This is a genomic window from Paractinoplanes pyxinae (assembly GCF_026626335.1).
GTDB lineage: Bacteria > Actinomycetota > Actinomycetes > Mycobacteriales > Micromonosporaceae > Actinoplanes > Actinoplanes pyxinae.
Window position 1 is genome coordinate 212,224 of the sequence record NZ_JAPNTZ010000012.1, and the last position, 16,391, is coordinate 228,614.

Below are 16,391 nucleotides of genomic sequence, written 5' to 3' on the forward strand. Positions count from 1 at the left end.
TCAGCCGCCCAGCGTCATCACGCTGTTGACCTGCTTGTCGGCGTCGGCCAGGCCCGCGTCGAGGTCCTTGACCTTGCCCGCCTGATAGCTGTTCAGGAACTGCCCGAACGTCTCCTGGTAGGCCGGGCCGGAGGCCGACGGCGGGGTGGTCGACGAGTTCGGGTTGTTGAAGATGTCGATGAACGTCTTGAAGTCGGCGTCCGAGTTCAGCCCCGGGTCGGCGATCGAGGCGGTCGTGGTCGGGATGTTCTTGAGCAGCCCGGACAGCTTGATGATCGCCTTGTCGTCGGTGGTCAGGTACTTGATCAGTTCCCAGGCCGCCTCGGGGTTCTTGGCGTTCTTGCTGATCCCGAGGATGTTGCCGGTGACGTAGCCGCCGCCGTAGTGGGCCGCGTCGCTCGTCGGGATGGGCGCCACGCCGTACTTCAGGTTCGGGCTCTGGTCCTTGACGAAGGCGAGGCGGTACTCGGCGTCGATGTTGATCGCCACCTGGCCCTTCTGGAACGCGTTGTCGGCGCTGTACTCGTCGCCCAGGCCGGCCCGGAACTTCTGCAGCTTGTCGTAGCCGTACCAGTCGACCAGCTGCTTCTGCCAGGTGATCAGCGTCTTCCAGGCCGGGTCGGTGCCGACCGCGGACTTGCCGTCGTCGGTCAGCCACTTGGCGCCCACGGCCGGGGCCAGGTGCGAGGCGGCGTTCTCGTAGAAGTCGTACAGCGGAAGGAAACCGACCGTCTTCAGCGAGCCGTCCGCGTTCTTCACGGTCAGCTTCTTCGCGTACTCGGTCAGCTCGTCCAGGGTCTTGGGCGGGCCGCTCAAGCCGGCCTTGGCGAACAGGTCCTTGTTGTAGAACATGCCGTACGCGTCGGCCAGGAACGGCATCGCGCAGCGCTTCCCGTCGAACTCGGTGTACGAGCGGGTGGTCGCGTTGAGCTTGTTCAGGTCCACTTTGTCGCGGTCGATGTACTGCTTGAGGTCGACCCAGGCGCCGGACGAGCAGAACTTGCCGACGATGTCGGTGGAGTACGAGAGTCCGACGTCGGGCCCGTTGCCGGCGCCGATGGCCTGGGTGACCTTGGAGTCGTCCTGGCCCGCCTTGACCGTCACCTTGATGTTCGGGTGGCTGCTCTCGAAGTCCTTGATCACCTGGGCGATGGCGTCGGCCTCGCGCTCGGTGAAGAAGTGCCACAACTCGACCGAGCCCGACACCTCCGTACCGGGGTCGGCGATCTTGTTCTCTTTAGGAGCGGGAGTGCAGCCGGTCGCCAGTAAAAGCGCCGTTCCTAGGGCAAAAAGGGCATGGGGTAGCCGTTTGTTCACTGTGGGCCTCTCAGATGGGGGTTAAGAGGAGCGGATCGAGTCGATGAGGGCTTCGTGCACCGCGGTGAGGCCGGCGTCGAGCGCGCCGAGCAGCACCGCGTCGTCGTCGATGGAAGTCACGGCGATCGAGCTCTCCAGCGGGGCCGCCCGGCGTACGGCGAAAGTCACCGCGGACAGCAGCGGCGCCCCACCGGCCTGGGCGATCGGGCCGGACAGCACCACCAGGTAGGGGTCGAGCACGGCGATCACGGCGGCCAGACCGATGACGATCCGGTCGGCCAGCGCGATCAGGAAGTCGCCGCCGTTGGCCGGGTCGGCCGCCGCGGCCCGGACCACCTCGGCCGGCGTACGCCCGGGAACGCCGCTGTCCCGGGCGAGCTCGAGGATGGCCGCGCCGCCGAACAGGTCTTGCAGGTCGAGCTTGCGGTGCGAGGAATCGGGTGAGTAGAGCGGCATGTAGCCGATCTCGCCGGCCCCGCCCCGCGCGCCGCGCATGAGCGTGCCGGCCATGTCGATGGCCAGACCAAGGCCCTCCTCGCCCAGCCACAGCAGGGCGAAACCCTCGGCGTCACGGCCCACGCCCCGCTGCCGCTCGGCGATGGCGGCCAGGTTGACGTCGTTGTCGACGCCCACGTGAGTGCCGAGCGCCGCCGCCAGCTGGGGGACCAGGCCCGTACGCCCGAAGCCGGGCACGTCGACGTGCCGGATGGTCTCGGAGTGCGGGTCGTACGAGCCGGCCACGCCGAACTGCACGTGCCGGATCCGATCGGCCGGGACGCCGGCCTCGTCGCTGAGCCGGGCCACCACCTCGACCAGGGCGGTCAGCGGGTCGGTGGTCAGGAAGTCGATGCGCGACTCGACCCGCCCGCGCACCTCGCCGGTGAGGTCGCACAGCGCGGCCACCACCGAGGGTGCGCCGCTGGCCCCGATGTCGCGCACCGAGACGGCGGCCGCATAAGCCGCGTCCGGGTTCGCGTTGTAGATCTCGGCGTTCGGACCGGGGCGGCCGCTGTTGTGGCCGACCACGTTGACCAGCCCGGCCTCGGTGAGCCGGCGCAGCACCTCGCTGATCGTGGGCGTGGACAGCGCCGTGAGCTTGCGCAGGTCGGCCCGCGTGAGCATGCCGGGGTCCAGCAGGTGAGCCAGCGCCGCGCTCTCGTTCATGGCGCGCAGCAGTTTTGACGAACCAGCCAGACGGGTCACGGCGGCTCCCGGTGCGAGACGGCGATAGGCAAACTGACTAACAGTTAGCCCGGACGGTAGGCGGACCGTAGACGGGTGTCAAGGGTCCGGACGACAGCCTAGAACAGTCCATCGAGACCTATTGATAAACCTTTTTAACAGTTGTAGCGTCTCTCCTCGTCGCGGCGATCCACCCCCACGAATCCCCCCTCTCGAGGAGCGCCATGATCCGCGCAAGGAGAGTCCTCTACGCCTCCGTCGCCCTGGCCGTCCCCGGCGCAGCCATCATCTACGGGCTGCTTCCGGCCAGCGCGGCCACGGCCGGACCGATCAAAGGCCTCGGCGGCAAATGTGTCGACGTAGCCGCCGCCAGCTCGGCCAACGGCACCGCCATCCAGCTCTACGACTGCAACAACACCGGCGCCCAGCAGTGGACCGTCGGCAACACCGACGGCAGCCTCCGGGCGCTCGGCAAATGCCTGGACGTCACCGCCGCGTCGACCACCAACGGCGCCAAGATCCAGCTGTACGACTGCAACGGCACCAACGCCCAGAAGTGGTCGGTGGCCGGCAGCACCCTGGTCAACGCGGGCAGCGGCAAATGCCTCGACGCGACCGGCAACACCAGCGCCAACGGCACCCGCCTGCAGATCTGGACGTGCTCCGGCACCGCCAACCAGAATTGGACCCTGCCCGGCGGCGGAACCACGCCCACCACCCCGCCGCCGACCAACCCGTCGGGGGTCAACTTGGACAACCCAGCCAAGAAAGACGTCGCCATGCAGCTCGTGTCGGCGGCCGAGAACTCGTCGCTCGATTGGCGGGCCCAGTTCCGCTACATCGAAGACATCAAGGACGGGCGCGGCTACACGGCCGGCATCATCGGCTTCTGCTCCGGAACCGGCGACATGCTCGAGCTGGTCGAGGCATACACGGCCGCGGTGCCGGGAAACGTGCTGGCCAAGTATCTTCCGGCGTTGCGCAACGTCAACGGAACGGCCTCACACGCGGGCCTGGACCCGAACTTCACCAACGACTGGCGTACGGCAGCAGCCGACAGCCGATTCCAGGCCGCACAAGAAGCAGAACGCGACCGCGTCTACTTCAACCCGTCAGTGCGAGACGGCAAGAACGACGGCGTGCGGGCGCTGGGCCAGTTCGCCTACTACGACGCGGCGGTCATGCACGGCTACGAAGGCATGCGGGCCATCCGGTCGCAGGCGTTGAAGCGGGCGAAGCCGCCGTCCCAGGGAGGGGACGAGCGCACCTGGCTCGGCGTGTTCCTGGATGAGCGGGTTATCGAAATGAAGAAGGAGGCGGCGCACGACGACACGACACGTGTCGATACAGCGCAGCGACGCTTCCTCAACAACGGGAATTTTGATCTGAACACGCCGTTGGATTTCGCTGTCTACGGGCAGAGCTTCCACATCGGATGAGATCTTTTGATCCGGGGATAATGGGCCGGGTCCGCTCTCTTTGGGCGGGCCCGGCCTTGCCCGTTAGAACCGCGGCTTTCTTACGCTTTGACGGCCGGGGACGAGGGCGATCACGCAAGCTTGAAAACCGTCTCTATGCTTTGCGTGATCGCCCTCGTCCCCGGCCTTGCCGGGGAATTGGCTGCGGCTTTTGTTGTGGTTGGTGCTTCTCTGATTGCATGGCTGGGCTGGGGAAATCCGTGCGGGATCTGGTCTGGCTGCCGCGATGGGGATGGAACTGGGACTTTTTCTTACTCGGGCCGGCCTTTGTGGTGGGTTGCGCGTTCGCACCGTGCCGGTTGCGGTCGCCTTCGGCTCCGTCGTAGCAAGGGCATTCCCTGCGGGTGGCATCGAGGTGGGTAAGGCAGAGAGTCGGCGTGCTTTAAAAGACACGTAGGCTCAGTGGGTGCGTTGGCCCCACAGCGACGTGAACGTGGCTGGGTTTGCCTTTCTTTTCCCGCAGTTGACCTTGGCTTGGGTGCTCTCCGGGCGACGGCAGTCGCCGCTCATCGTAAGGGTGAGAAGGACGCAAGCCGCCTTTTGCTTGCGTCCTTCTCACCCTTACGATTTGCTTTCGGCTGTCGTTGCCCGGAGAGCACCCAAGCCCCCTGGCGTCACCATCGCCAGGGAGCTCTCCAGCGATGCGCCGGGGTCTGGGGCAGAGCCCCAGGGTCTACCCACTTTCCCCGCGGGGGCGGTTCCAGCCAGTAGAAGGCAAAGCGGGCACGGCCCAAGCGCGGTCGGGGCGGAAGTCGAGCCACGTACCGTCGAAGGGAAAGGCGGCGGCCTCGATGTCTTTGGTGACGCGGTCGCCTTCGGCGCGGATTTCGGCTGCCTCTTCGGCTGTCCAGTAGTCGGGGTGGCCGACGCGCTCGAGGTATTCGTCTTCGTCTTTCCAGTGCCACTGGCGATCGGGCATGACCACGATGTCCAGGGCGTGGTCGAACGTGTCGATGCCGGCCAGCTCGCCGTCCCTCCACGGCACCGGTGGGGCTTCGAGGTTGACGTACCAGCGGTTCAAGGAGAAATCGGGGTTGAACATCCACCACACCGAGTGGGCGCGGCCGGGCCGGAACAAATGCAGCACGTGCAGGCCGGACCACGTCAGCGGGGCCAGGTGCCATTCGACGGTGTGCCGCATGTGGAACGGGATCTCACGGCGGTCGCGGCCGTCGGTGGTGCGGCGGAACAGCCATGGGGTGCCGATCGGTCGCCAGGTCAGCACGCCCCGCTCGTCCTCAGCGACGACTCGTTGCGGCATGACGGCGACGAGTTGGCCGCCGCCGCGGTAGTCCCGGTAGAGCAGGTCCTGTCCGACGGTGAAGGTCACGACCGCGAAGGCTATCGGCGGTAGGCAACAGTGCGGCCGGCGTCGCGGAAACCTATGCGGTGGTAGAGGGTGCGGGGGACCGGGTAGGCGTCGTCGCCGCGGGGGCAGACGACGGCCAGGGTGGCGCCGGCGTCGCGCATGGCGTGCAGGCAGGCGAGACTCACGGCGGCGCCGAGGCCGCGGCGGGCGTGGTGGGGGTCGGTGCCGACCGGCTCCAGCAAGGCGGACTGGTTGACGTCGTCGTACCAGCCGAGGGCCGAGGCGGCCAGGGTGCCGTCGGGGGCCTCGACGACCAGGTCCAGGTCGCGGCGGTAGGGCCACGTGTCGGCGATCTTCGCATAGCGTTCGGTGGTCATGCCGGACTCGCCGTCGCCGAGGTCCACCGGTGGCACCTGCAGCGAGCCGATCCACTTCGGACGCCACGCGGCCCGATGCACGGCCGCTCGGGCCGCGAGCTCGCCGGGTTCGACGGTGCGCACCCGGTAACCGCTGGGTAGCACCGGTTTCGGCAGGTGGCCGTCCAGATCCCGTACGCAATGTTGGAAGAACGGCTCGGCCGCCTCTTGATAGCCGGCCGCTCGCAGGGCGGCGATCAATTCGGCGTCGCTGTTCATGGCCGTGACCGTCTGCTCGACCTCGCCGGTAGTTGCGTGGAACCAATCGAGGACGGCGGGTAGGAGTTCGGGCGGGGCGTGCATGTCGAGGTGAGCCGGCGCCGTCAGCCTGGCCCAGGCTTCCACCTCGCCGTCCGAGCCGCGCCACAGCTTCACTGTGCGGTCGGGCAGGGACGGGGACTGCCAGGCCAGGTCGCCGATGTGCCAGTGGCTGTCGGGCGTCCACGTGCGCTGGACGGCTCGCTGCATGGCGGTCAGGTCGCTGTCCGGGGGAGTGGTCACAGGGGAATTGTGCCCGTTGCGGGGTGGGCTACCTTATCCGCCATGGTGGATCTTCTGATCGCTGTGGCCGCGGTCGTCGTGCTGATCGTGGTGGCCGTGGTGCTGGTGCGGGCGCGGCGATTGAGCCGGGCCGGCATCTCGGCCGCGCTGGCGGTGGCCGTGGTCGCGGCGGGGGCGTTCGCGGTTTCGCTCTATCGCAGCCAGACCACCTCGGACGAGCATGATCTGCCGCGGGTGATCGGGTCGACCGCGCCGGCCGAGCAGGGGCTGGGCACGGCGGTTCTCAAGATCCAAGTTCCCATGGGTACGGGTGACAAGTACCCGCAGGGGGCGGTGTGGCTGCAGCCCCCGCACCCGGGCACCGACGCGTACACCGGTGATGTCTCGCTGCTCTGTTCCACGCCCGGCAAGGACGAGAAGGTGCAGAACTGCACGGGCGGTGACCAGCGGATCTGGAGTGCCGAGCCACTCGAGGGCCGCGCGACGATCGGCGCGGCCAGCGGGGACCCGTTCGCCGACCCGGCCGCCTGCGCCGAGAGCAACGGCGTCAAGTATCAGGACGGCTACCTGCAGCTGACCGCCGGCCGCGCGTACTGCCTGCACAAGACGGGCGACGACGGCGAGGTGTTCGCCCTGCGCATCCCGTCGTTCCCGGCCGAGAAGCCCCTCCCGGCCAGGATCGACGTGGAGATGTCGGTGCTCAGCGCCTAGCGGTTCCAGGTCCAGGCGTACGCCGTGTCCTCCACGGCCACGGCGGCGTCGCACAGGTCGAGCGGGCGGAACGTGTCCACCATGACGGCCAGCTCGTCGAAGGCTTCGACACCCAGCGCCCGCTCGACCGCGCCGGGCTGGGGTCCGTGGGTGAAGCCGGACGGGTGCAGCGAGATCGAACCCTGCTCGATGCCGGAGCCGCGCCGGGCCTCGTAGTTGCCGCCGGTGTAGAACATCATCTCGTCGGAGTCGACGTTGTGGTGGTTGTACGGCACCGGGATGGCCAGCGGGTGGTAGTCGACCTTGCGCGGCACGAACGAGCAGACCACGAAGTTGGGGCCCTCGAACGTCTGGTGCACGGGCGGCGGCTGGTGCACCCGGCCGGTGATCGGCTCGAAGTCGTGGATCGAGAACGCCCACGGGTAGAGGCAGCCGTCCCACCCGACCACATCGAACGGGTGTTGCGCGTACACGTGCCTGGTCCACCCCGCCCGGTGCTTGACCAGCACTTCGACGTCGGTCTCGTCGACCAGCAGCGGTTCGGCCGGCCCGCGCAGGTCGCGCTCGCAGTACGGGGCGTGCTCGAGGAACTGGCCGCGCACCGAGAGGTAGCGCTTCGGCGGTCCGATGTGGCCGTTGGCCTCGATGGTGAGCAGGCGGGCCGGCCCGTCCTGGGGCACGATCCGGTGCACGACCGAGGTCGGGATGATCACGTAGTCGCCCGCGCCGGCCTCGAGCGCGCCGAAGCTGGTCTCGACGACGACGCGGCCGTCCTCGACGTACAGGCATTCGTCGCCGACGGCGTCGCGGTAGAGCGGGGACGGGCGGTCGGCCACCACGTAGCCGATCCGGACGTCGTCGTTGGCCAGCAGCGCGCGGCGGCCCAGCACCGCGTCCGCCGGGCCGGCGTCGAGCTTGTGGGTGCGCAGGTGACGGGGCTTGAGCGGGTGGTTGGCGGACCGGTTGAGGGCCGGAGTCTCGTACACCTCGGCCGAAGCGATAGCCGTGGGCGGGTGCCGGTGATAGAGCAGGGAGCTGTCGGACGAGAAGCCTTCCTGGCCCATCAGCTCTTCGGAATACAGCCCGCCGTCAGGCCGCCGGAACTGCGTGTGCCGCTTGTGGGGCACCTCGCCGGCGCTGCGGTAGTAGGGCATCGTTGCCACCCACCTTAATTACGACATTCTGGACGTGGTTGTCCGCTTCTCGAAGCGTCTATTAGGTTCGGATTCGTGTCAACGCTGGTGCCTCCGCTCTTCGCCGGGCTGGTGGACGACGCGTCCCTGCTGCCGCCGAGCCCCACCGGCGTCGCCGAGGCCGTCGCCAAGCACGACGAGCACCGTGCAGGCTGGTTCGCCGGGCTGCTCGGTCCCTTGCTCGTGCCCGCCTCGCTGATCGGCGCCGACCTGATCGCCCGTGACGTCCCGGTCGCCCTGGTCGGCGACGTCAGCGTGGGCGCGTTGCCGATCGCGGTGGACAAGCTCCGCGCGGCCGGCGGGCTGGTCATGCACATCGAGGCCGCGGTGGCGCGTCGCGGTGAAGACCCGCAACCGGGCCTGGCCGCGCTGCGGGCGCTGGCCGAGGGCGACGAAAACCTGGTCGTGTACGCCGAGATCCCGCTGAGCTGGGGCCTGCTGGGCGCGCTGGATACGGTGACCGAGGCGCGGGCCGCCGGTCTGCGGATGGCCCCTAAGTTCCGCGTCGGCGGGCTGGCCGCCGAACTCTTCCCGACCCCGGTCGAGCTGGCCGCCGTGCTGTGCGCCTGCCGCGACCGTGAGCTGCCGTTCCGGCTGGCCGCGGGCCTGCGCCACGCCATCCGGCACACCGACCCGGAAACCGGCTTCACCCATCACGGCTTCCTGAACGTGCTCACGGCGGCGATCAGCGCGCACGACGGCGGCGAGGTGGCCGAGGTGGCCGAGGTGCTGGCCGCGACCCATCCGGTGCCGCTGGTCGAGGCCTGCCGGGCCCGGCGGAGCGAGCCGCGGCCGCTGTTCACGGGATTCGGAGCGGTCGGCGTGGTCGAGCCGCTGACCGAGTTGGTGCGTCTCGGCTTGATCAACGGGGGATTCGAGTGAGCGGCTTCGGGTTGGACAATCTGCCTTACGGAGTGTTCAGCCCGCCCGCGGGTGAGCGGCGGATCGGCGTACGGCTGGGAACTGACGTCGTTGATCTTTCGAGCCTGGGCGGGCACCTGGCCGCGACCTCGCTCAACCCGCTCATGGCGGCCGGCCGCCGGGAGTGGCAGGCGGCGCGGGAGGCCGTGGTCGCGTACGTGACGGCCGGCCCGCCGCTGATCCCGCTGCGCGATGTCACTCTGCATCTGCCGTTCGAGGTCGCCGACTACACCGACTTCTACTCCTCCGAGCAGCACGCGCTGACCGTCTCCAAGATTCTGCGGCCCGAGTCGCCCGGCCTGTCGCCGCAGTGGAAGCACCTGCCGATCGGCTATCACGGCCGGTCGGCCACCGTGGTCGTCTCGGGCACCCCGATCCAGCGGCCGTCGGGCCAGACCGCCGCGGGGGTGTTCGGCCCGTCGCAGCGGCTCGACGTCGAGGCCGAGGTGGGTTTCGTGGTGGGCGTGCCCGGCCGGCGCATCGCCACCGCCGACTTCGCCGAGCACGTCTTCGGCGTCACGCTGGTCAACGACTGGTCGGCCCGTGACCTGCAGGCCTGGGAGTACCGCCCGCTCGGCCCGTTCCTGGCCAAGTCGTTCGCGACCTCGGTGTCGCCGTGGATCGTGCCGCTGGACGCGCTGGCCACCGTGCCCGCCGTCGCCCAAGATCCCGAACCGCTGGGCTATCTGCGGCCGCCCGGCCCCGGCTACGACCTGCGCCTGACCGTCGAGTGGAACGACACGCTGGTCAGCCGCCCGCCGTTCGCCTCCATGTACTGGACGGCGGCCCAGCAGCTGGCCCACCTGACCAGCAACGGCGCCTCCGTCCGTACGGGCGACCTCTACGCCTCGGGCACGGTGTCCGGGCCCGATCGGGACCAGGCCGGCTCGTTCCTCGAACTGACGTGGAACGGCGCCGAGCCGGTCAAACTGGCCGACGGATCGCTGCGCGGGTTCCTGGCCGACGGCGACCGCGTGCGCATCGGCGGCACGGCCCGGTCGGCGGCCGGCACCGAGATCTCGCTCGGCTCGGTTTCCGGGACCGTCGTGCCCTGAGTTCTGTCGTACGGTGTACCCGGGGGTGACGCTATGTCGACGGTCGTGGTGACCCGCCTGATCGACGCGCCGGTCGCGGCGGTCTGGCAGGTGTTCACCGATCTGAACCGGCGCCGCGAGTGGCTCACCGCCGTCACCCGGGTCGAGGTGCGCAGCCACGGGCCGTTCGGCGCGGGCACGGTGTGGCGCGAGACCCGCCGGATGGCCGACGGCGGCGAGGTCACCGAAGAGTTCCGGGTGCGCGAGTGCGAGATACCGGAGCGGTTCGTGGTCGCGTCGCCCGGGATCGGGGCCGACTACCGCATGACGTATTCGTTCGTGCCGGTCATGTCGGGCCGCCACCGCGGCGGCACGATGGTGACCGTGAAGCAGGACGGCTCGGCCACCGCGCCCGCCGCCCGCATCCTCGGGCTGATCTTCGGAGGGCTGGCCGCCGAGACGGCGGAAGGGGCGCTGCGGCGCGACCTCGACGATCTGGCCGCCGTCGCCTGAAAGAGGCTGCGCGGCCTGACATAGGCTGCCGGGGTGTCCCGGGTGCTGCTGCGATCGCTGGTGGCGCTGGTCCTGGTGGTCGCGGCCGGTCTGATCGGGTGGCGGGTGCTGAAGCCGGCCGAGGTGCTGTCGCCGGCGTCGGCGGCCTACCCGGCGGCGGCTTCGCGCGGGGCCGGGGTCACCGGGCGTACGAACATGGCGCCCTTGATTGTCGACAACCGCCTTCGTGTGTACGCGGGACAGCGGCAGGTTCGGGCGGACGCCCCGGTCGACGCCAAGAGCGTGAACACCGCCCGGTGGTCGCTGCGCAGGTGGCCGGCGCAGGTCTCGGGTGTGGTGGCCTCGGGAACGACGGTGATCAGCCGGTGGTCCGACGGTCAACTGATCGCGATCGACGGGCGTACGGGGGAAGAGGCCTGGCGCGTGGGCACGGAGTTGCCGGCGCCGGGGTACGAGGGGCATCGGACGGGAGCTTCCACCGTCTGGGCGCCTCCGGGGCTGCTGGTCGGCGACGGAGTTGTGCTGGTCAGCGGGGGTGGACGGCTGGCCGCGTACGAGGTGGCGAGCGGGGCCCGGCGCTGGGTGGCCGACGTGCCGTGCGCGGACGGGTTCACCACGGCGGGCGGGCAGGTGTTCTGCGGGGCCGGTGCGTACTCCCTGGCGAATGGTGCGGCTCTTACGACGTACCCCAATGGGCTTGTGCCTTTGACTTGCGAAGTTGGCCGGTCGGGCTGCGCGTATCTGCGTGGCCCGGACAACCGCATCTACCGGGCCGACGCGGCGAAACCGACTGCCCTGGACAAGTTGGTTGTGCCGAGTGGTGAGCAACTGCTCGGGATCTCGCGCGGACGGCTGGTGACGCTCACCGCCGACCGCCATCTGCGAGTCGGCGATGAGCAGGCCTTTCCGCTGGCCGTGGGCACCGAGAAGCGAGATTGGGAGCCCGGGCTCTGGCAGGTCACCGACGATTTCGTGGCGATCGAGCGGCTTAAAGGGAAAGACTATTTCACCCTGGACACCGTGATCATCGCGTCCCTGTGAAGCGGGGCGCGACGTCGCCGATTGCCTGATCAAGGATTTCCAGGCCGAGGTCGAGCTCGGTCTTCGACGAGGTCAGGGCGGGGGCGATCCGGAAGACGCCGCCCATGCCGGGCAGCTGGACCACGTTCATGTGCAGGCCCAGCTCGAGGCAGCGCCGGGTGACCGCCGCGCCCAGTTCGTCGGCCGGCTGCTTGGTCTGCTGGTCGAGCACCAGCTCGAGCCCCACCAGCAGGCCACGCCCGCGCACGTCACCGATCACGGCGTGCCGGGCCTGCAGCTCACGCAGGCCGTCGGCCAGGTGCGTGCCCAGCTCGGCGGCCTGGTGGTCGAGCTTGTCGGCCTCCAGGACGTCGAGGACCGTGTTGCCGACGGCGGCGACCAGCGGGTCGGAGACGTGCGTGGTGAAGAACAGGAAGCCGCGGTCGTGGGCGGTCTGCTCGATCTCGGGGGTGGTGATCACAGCGGCCAGCGGCAGGCCGGCGCCCAGCGTCTTGCTCAGCGTCAGAATGTCCGGCGTCACGGCGTCGCGCTCGAAGGCGTACCAGTCGCCTGTCCTGCACAGACCGGTCTGTGCTTCGTCGAGGATGAGCAGTCCGCCGCGCTCGTGGCACTTGTCGCGCAGCGCGGCCAGGTAGCCCGGCGGCGGGTCGAGCACCCCGCCCGAGCTGAGGATCGGCTCGACGATGACCGCGGCCAGGCTGCCTACCGACTGGGCGTCGAACAGCTCGAACGAGAAGTCCAGCTGCCGCTTCCAGTCGAGCTCGCCGTTCGCGTCGGTGAAGTCCGGCCGGTACGCGTTCGGAGTGGGGATGGCGAAGTTGCCGGGGGCGGCCGGGCCGTAGCCCTTGCGCCCCGAGCTGTACGTCGCGCTCGCCGCCGCCTGCGTCATGCCGTGCCACGAGCGGCCGAACGAGATCACCTCGTGCCCGCCCGTGACCAGCTTGGCCATCCGGATCGCAGCCTCGTTCGACTCGGCCCCCGTGGTCAGCAGCAGCACCTTGCTCAGCGGCTCCGGCAGCGACTCGGCCAGGCGGCGGGCCAGCTCGACGACCGGGCGGCTGAGCATGCCGCTGAACAGGTGGTCGAGGGTGGCGATCTGGCGCTGCACGGTCGCGACCACGGCCGGGTGCGAGTGCCCGAGGATCGCGCTCATCTGGCCCGACGTGAAGTCGAGCAGCCGGCGGCCGTCGGCGGTGAACACGAAGCTGCCCTCGGCGCGCTCGATGATCTCGGGGCTGAACCGACCGGCGCCGGAGTAGCGGACGAGGTGACGCTCGGCGTCGGACCAGAACGTATCTGTCATACCCCGACGCTAGGAGGTGCTCTAGCGTCAGGTCCATCTCGCATTTCCGCGCTCGCTGTTAAGGAGAGCCGCACAGTGACGCTCAATCCGTGGCGGCTGCGGTTGCTGGTCGACCTTTCCACGTACGGGACGGTCCGGGCCGTCGCCCAGCGCGGCAATCACAGTCCGTCGGCCGTCTCCCAGCAGCTCGCCACCCTCGAACGGGAAACGGGCACCGCGCTGCTGGAAAGAACGGGCCGTCGCGTACGGCTCACCGCGGCCGGGGTGCTGCTGGCCGGCCGGGCCCGCGAGATCCTGGCCGCCATGGACGCGGCCGAGGCGTCCCTGCGCGGCCTGACCGACGAGCCGGCCGGCACGGTGACGCTGGGCGCGTTCCAAAGCGCCGTGCCCGCCCTGGCCGAACCGGCCGTCGCCCGGCTGGCCGCCCGCCACCCCGACGTGACGGTGGTCCTGCTCGAGATGGAACCGCACGTCAGCATGCCCGCCCTGCGCCGCGGCGACGTCGACGTCATCGTCACCACCACCGACTTCGCCGGCGCCGAACTCGACCCGGCGGTCGACCTGGTGCCGCTGGCCGAGGACGAGATCGTGCTGGTCCTGCCGGTCGACCACCCGCTGGCGGCGCTGGACGCGGTGGGGCTGGAGGCGTGCACGGATCAGCGCTGGACGTTCGACGTGGCCGGCGCCTACATGTCCGAGCTGGCCACCCGGCTGTGCCGCGAGGCCGGCTTCGAGCCGACGGTGATCGGCCGCTTCAACAACTACATGCTGACGCTGCGGCACGTGGAAGCCGGGCGGTCGATCGCCTTGCTGCCCAGCCTGGCCGTCGACCCGCGCTACCGCGTGGTGACCCGCCCGCTCACGCCGTCGGTGACCCGTCGCATCACGGCGGCGGCGCGGCGCCCGTCCACGCCGAGGCCGGAAATAACTGCGGTGCTGACCGCCCTCCGCAGCCGGTAGCCTGAGTTGGTGGAATGCTTCGCCGCTGGGCGCACGCGTAGCTGAGGTTGATGCCCGTTCATATCGACCTCAGCCTCGAAAGGCATTCCCATGCACATCCGTACGTTCACCGAGAACGACCTGGACAACGTGATCGACCTGACGATCGAGACGTTCGGCCCGTTCTTCGAAGAATCCTTCCGCCCCTTGATGGGCGAGCTCATCTACACCAACCAGCACGCCGACTGGCGGGACGACTACCGCCGCGAAGTCCCTAAGCTGCACGACCCCGAGCAGCACAAGTACGTCGCAGTAGCCGAATCCGACAGCGGTGACCTGGCCGGCTATGTCGCGTGGAGCGTCGACCTGCCCCGCCGCAACGGCGAGATCAGCCACCTGGCCGTAGCCGCCACCCACCGCCGCCAGAGCCTGGGCGCCACCTTGTGCGAACACGCCTTCACCAACATGCGAACCCAAGGAGCCGAGGTAGTCATGATCAGCACCGGCGGCGATCCATTCCACGCGCCGGCGCGGGCTCTCTACGAAAGTCTCAAGTGCACAATGCTGCCGGTGTCCGTCTACTACCGACAGCTCTGACGGCTTGATGTGAGCAGGCGAGGGCCCGGCGCGGTGTCACCGGCCGGGCCTTCGCCCCGGCCACGGGCACAGATGGAACGGTAGGCCGCGCTGTCCGACGGCTGCTGCGAGAATGGCGTCGTCACGATGGCTCATGGCGTTGGACCAACGCGAGGCAGGCTGCGAGGTATTTAGCCTAAGCCGAGCTGAAGTCCTGAAGTCGGCGCTGCTGCCACGGGCATGAACTTGTAGGCGAGCTCCGAGCTCCGGCACCGGATGATGCCGAGTGTCGGCACTGCCAAGATCCCGCGTTCCGCGATGTTCGCGAGTGCTGCATCACTCCCTCCGCGAGAAGCGGCTCGAGTATCGACAGCAAGACCCTACGCAACGTGACGGGGCGTCGAGGAGAGGATGCGTCATGTCTGCGCAAGAGCCGCGTGTCCGATCCTGGCATGCGCGTGGCTGAAGGATAAACAGATACGCGATCGAAGCGCGTCATCGTCCAGACCTGCCGGTCAAGGGCTTTTAGCCAAGATACGAGGGGTCGCAGAGGAGACGCACCGCACTATGAGCAAAAGTGGATGATTTACGTACCTAGCGGACCGTCGACGAATCTCCCAGTCCTTAGGTGTCGCCTGCTTACGGTAGATCGGGCCGAGGGTCGGAGGCTCGACGGCAAGGCGGCCGAGTGAGATCGTTGATGGATGAGTACCGTGAAGCGGCTTTCATGATCCAGTGGTGGCTGGGCCTTGTGCTTGGCATTCTTGGCGGAGCCGTGGCAGATGGCACGAAGTATGGCGCCCTCATGATCAAATTGAAGAAGTTTCCGTTCAGCGGTCGAGGTCAGCGGTCACCGTTCATACTGGGCCTTGCTATCCGTTGGGCTTGCGCTGGCGTGCTTGCCGCCGTGGTGGCGCTTCAGAAGCATGTCGGTTTGTCGGATCAGCCGCTCGTGTTGTTCCTTATTGGCCTCGCAGCCCCTACGGTGGTGCAGCAAGCGACGCGCCTCGGACGTGCGATCGTTAGAGCAATCTTAAGCGAGTTCTTCGGAGGGGGCAGTTCCAGTGGAGCGTAGGGCGACCCCCCGTCGCTTCGGGGCACAGCTGTTCAATGCCGTAGCAGGTTACTGGGGCGAAGAGCGTGATCCGGTGTTGAGCGAGAGCGAGCAGCTCCCGGGCCACTTTTGCCAGGTTCTAGGCAGGACCTTGGCTGGCGACTGGGAATCCGGGAAGCCGAGTGATGCTTACTCGACCGACGGACCTAGGCGCGGCAGACCGAGAGGCTACGGCCCAGGCTCGCCTCCCCCTAAGTCAGCGCCGTTAGCTGACCTCTATACGTGGCTCAGAAGCCATCCGATCGACGATTTACTGGATGTGCGGACTCATACTGAAGCTCCGACGCAGACTTGCGGATGCACCGCGGTTCGGCACCGCACTTTCGAAAAGTTCGCCCAAAAAGTAGCATCCGTGGAGGACGCGGTCCACGAGGATGGGCACACCTCGGAGAAATCGAGCGCGGTTCAGAGTATTGATATTCTCGCGACGTTTCTTGAGGACGCGCTGCGTGGAAAGAAGCCGTGGTCGCACGACTTAACGGTCTTCCGTCGTCTGCTTAATGAAGCGCTCCAAAAGACGACGGATGGCGCTATCGCAGAAGACCAGCGGCAAGTACTTCTTGAGCTTGCAAACGATCTAAGAAATCTGGACTCTCTCCTTAACGACTTCACTGGTCAAGACTTGCGGCAAGCTAAGTTGGAGCGGCACCGCTTAGCGGGAATGCGGTGGGATGGTCAGACGCGGTGGCCAAAATCATGGCAGCGACGTATCGCTGAAAATTCTGACGAGGTGGCGCCAGGGGTATTTGTTGTCCGTGAAGACTTTCCACCATCTGGAGGTCATAGCTAGATTCGGAATAGGCTGACACGTCGTCCTGGCCGCCGGTGGACCGAGCATTTACG

General features: G+C 68.2%; 16 protein-coding genes. 10 read left to right on the forward strand and 6 right to left on the reverse strand.

The genetic code is table 11. The features are described 5' to 3' along the window. Positions 1-1,206, reverse strand: coding sequence for an ABC transporter substrate-binding protein (locus OWR29_RS31930; protein ID WP_267567089.1), 1,206 nt, complete (start codon positions 1,204-1,206; stop codon positions 1-3). Positions 1,207-1,338: 132 nt separating this feature from the next. Next, positions 1,339-2,520 carry an ROK family transcriptional regulator gene (locus tag OWR29_RS31935; RefSeq protein WP_267567090.1) on the reverse strand — a complete coding sequence of 394 codons (1,182 nt, stop codon included), beginning with the start codon at positions 2,518-2,520 and terminating at the stop codon, positions 1,339-1,341. A 203-nt stretch (positions 2,521-2,723) separates the two neighbouring features. On the opposite strand from OWR29_RS31935, the gene OWR29_RS48075 reads away from it, so the two are divergent. Further along, on the forward strand, positions 2,724-3,938 hold the full coding sequence (locus tag OWR29_RS48075) for a chitosanase (RefSeq protein ID WP_324291285.1): 1,215 nt from the start codon (positions 2,724-2,726) through the stop codon (positions 3,936-3,938). 712 nt (positions 3,939-4,650) lie between these two features. Here OWR29_RS48075 and OWR29_RS31950 read toward each other — a convergent pair. Next, a complete protein-coding gene (locus OWR29_RS31950; protein ID WP_267567091.1) occupies positions 4,651-5,307 on the reverse strand; it encodes a ribonuclease FAU-1 family protein in 657 nt (218 codons plus the stop codon). Positions 5,308-5,318: 11 nt separating this feature from the next. Next, complete coding sequence (locus OWR29_RS31955) at positions 5,319-6,203, reverse strand: GNAT family N-acetyltransferase (RefSeq protein ID WP_267567092.1); 885 nt, start codon at positions 6,201-6,203, stop codon at positions 5,319-5,321. 42 nt (positions 6,204-6,245) lie between these two features. Between OWR29_RS31955 and OWR29_RS31960 the strand changes: the two genes are divergently transcribed. Beyond that, complete coding sequence (locus tag OWR29_RS31960; RefSeq protein WP_267567093.1) at positions 6,246-6,914, forward strand: hypothetical protein; 669 nt, start codon at positions 6,246-6,248, stop codon at positions 6,912-6,914. Here the strand turns inward: OWR29_RS31960 and OWR29_RS31965 are convergent. After that, entirely contained in the window at positions 6,911-8,068 is a 1,158-nt protein-coding gene (locus tag OWR29_RS31965) for a homogentisate 1,2-dioxygenase (protein ID WP_267567094.1), read from the reverse strand. The genes OWR29_RS31960 and OWR29_RS31965 overlap by 4 nt on opposite strands. 75 nt (positions 8,069-8,143) lie before the next feature. Here OWR29_RS31965 and OWR29_RS31970 point away from each other — a divergent pair, with 75 nt between their 5' ends. From OWR29_RS31970 to OWR29_RS31985, 4 genes are read left to right on the forward strand one after another with little or no spacing between them, the layout of a single operon-like run. Then, complete coding sequence (locus OWR29_RS31970; protein ID WP_267567095.1) at positions 8,144-8,989, forward strand: hypothetical protein; 846 nt, start codon at positions 8,144-8,146, stop codon at positions 8,987-8,989. Further along, positions 8,986-10,083, forward strand: coding sequence for a fumarylacetoacetate hydrolase family protein (locus OWR29_RS31975; protein WP_267567096.1), 1,098 nt, complete (start codon positions 8,986-8,988; stop codon positions 10,081-10,083). Before OWR29_RS31970 ends, OWR29_RS31975 begins: the two co-directional genes overlap by 4 nt. A 33-nt stretch (positions 10,084-10,116) precedes the next feature. Further along, positions 10,117-10,575, forward strand: coding sequence for an SRPBCC family protein (locus OWR29_RS31980; RefSeq protein ID WP_267567097.1), 459 nt, complete (start codon positions 10,117-10,119; stop codon positions 10,573-10,575). Between the two features lie 33 nt (positions 10,576-10,608). Then, positions 10,609-11,616: an outer membrane protein assembly factor BamB family protein gene (locus OWR29_RS31985; RefSeq protein ID WP_267567098.1), complete on the forward strand. Its 1,008-nt coding sequence runs from the start codon at positions 10,609-10,611 to the stop codon at positions 11,614-11,616. Here OWR29_RS31985 and OWR29_RS31990 read toward each other — a convergent pair. Continuing rightward, a complete protein-coding gene (locus OWR29_RS31990) occupies positions 11,600-12,919 on the reverse strand; it encodes an aspartate aminotransferase family protein (RefSeq protein WP_267567099.1) in 1,320 nt (439 codons plus the stop codon). The two genes, OWR29_RS31985 and OWR29_RS31990, sit on opposite strands and share 17 nt — an antisense overlap. Positions 12,920-12,994: 75 nt before the next feature. Between OWR29_RS31990 and OWR29_RS31995 the strand changes: the two genes are divergently transcribed. The 4 genes from OWR29_RS31995 to OWR29_RS32010 all read left to right on the forward strand — a co-directional run bounded on the left by OWR29_RS31995 (position 12,995) and on the right by OWR29_RS32010 (position 16,338). Continuing rightward, positions 12,995-13,879 (forward strand): LysR family transcriptional regulator, encoded by an 885-nt coding sequence (locus OWR29_RS31995; protein ID WP_267567100.1) that lies wholly within the window; start codon positions 12,995-12,997, stop codon positions 13,877-13,879. A gap of 90 nt (positions 13,880-13,969) precedes the next feature. After that, complete coding sequence (locus tag OWR29_RS32000; RefSeq protein ID WP_267567101.1) at positions 13,970-14,455, forward strand: GNAT family N-acetyltransferase; 486 nt, start codon at positions 13,970-13,972, stop codon at positions 14,453-14,455. A 679-nt stretch (positions 14,456-15,134) separates the two neighbouring features. Next, the gene (locus tag OWR29_RS32005; RefSeq protein ID WP_267567102.1) at positions 15,135-15,509 is read left to right on the forward strand and encodes a hypothetical protein; all 375 of its coding nucleotides are present in this window, start codon (positions 15,135-15,137) and stop codon (positions 15,507-15,509) included. 391 nt (positions 15,510-15,900) lie between these two features. Continuing rightward, positions 15,901-16,338 carry a hypothetical protein gene (locus tag OWR29_RS32010; protein ID WP_267567103.1) on the forward strand — a complete coding sequence of 146 codons (438 nt, stop codon included), beginning with the start codon at positions 15,901-15,903 and terminating at the stop codon, positions 16,336-16,338. The last annotated feature ends 53 nt before the right edge of the window (positions 16,339-16,391 follow it).